Source organism: Pseudomonas sp. Sample_9 (assembly GCF_004307535.1).
GTDB classification, from domain to species: domain Bacteria; phylum Pseudomonadota; class Gammaproteobacteria; order Pseudomonadales; family Pseudomonadaceae; genus Aquipseudomonas; species Aquipseudomonas mercuritolerans.
Window position 1 is genome coordinate 1 of the sequence record NZ_RAZO01000067.1, and the last position, 1,009, is coordinate 1,009.

1 protein-coding gene and 1 pseudogene are annotated in these 1,009 nt (G+C 63.1%); one reads left to right on the forward strand and one right to left on the reverse strand.

The features are described from left to right. A partial coding sequence (locus tag D6877_RS04045; protein WP_130909930.1) for a LysR family transcriptional regulator occupies window positions 1-581 on the reverse strand: 581 nt, incomplete at its 3' end. A gap of 180 nt (window positions 582-761) precedes the next feature. Between D6877_RS04045 and D6877_RS04050 the strand changes: the two are divergent. Beyond that, window positions 762-1,009, forward strand: a pseudogene (locus D6877_RS04050) (lyase family protein); the annotation flags it as partial.

The following is a 1,009-nucleotide window of genomic DNA, read 5'->3' on the forward strand; positions in this document are numbered from 1 at the left end:
CTCGCCTCGCCTTCCAGATCGAACAGCGGTTTGCCATCCAGATCCGCCGCGCACACCGGCAGCATCTCGGTCTGGCCCAAATGCAGCGACGGGAAGATTTCCGGGTCCATCTGCATCGCCGAATCCGGGTCGTAGAACGCCAGCATCAGATCGCAGCCACCTTCACGCAAAGCGTGCACGGCGTCACCAACGTTGGTCGCCACCAGCCGCGTGGCTATGTTCAGCCCTTCGTTGCGCAACTGGGCGATCCAGCGCGGGAAAAAGCCCAGCGCCAGCGAGTGTGCCGCCGCCACCTGCATCACCTCGCCCTGCCCGCCTTCCAGATGATGCAGATGGCGCAGCACTTCGCCGAGCTGTTCGACCACGGTGCGCGCGGTCACCAGGAACAACTGCCCCGCCGCCGTCAGTTCGACCGGCGTGCGCGAGCGATTGACCAGGGTCAGCCCCAGCGCCGCTTCGAGGCTGCGGATCCGCCGACTGAATGCCGGCTGAGTCACGAAGCGCCGTTCGGCCGCCTGCGAGAAGCTGCGGGTGGCGGCCAGGGCACTGAAGTCCTCGAGCCATTTGCTTTCCAGATTCATCACGTCCTCCCGGACACGCACCAAAAGAGGTCACACGTCTGCCGCACAGGCGGCGTCACATGGGCATTATGCCGAATGTGCATAGGGCAGTGCTGAACAGCATTGGCCCAAAAATCCCCACAAGCCTAGCATTCGCAGCGTTCCGGCACAGACCGGGTCCTTATCGAGATGATTTCTATCATGTCCTCCGCTGCATCTTTCCGCACAGAAACCGACCTGCTTGGCGCCCTCGAAGTACCGGCCCATGCGTACTACGGCATCCAGACCCTGCGAGCGGTGAACAACTTCCGCCTCTCGGGCGTTCCGATTTCGCATTACCCGAAACTGGTTGTGGGCCTGGCGATGGTCAAACAGGCCGCCGCTGACGCCAACCGCGAGCTGGGTCACCTGAGCGAAGCCAAGCACGCTGCCATCAGCGAAGCCTGTGC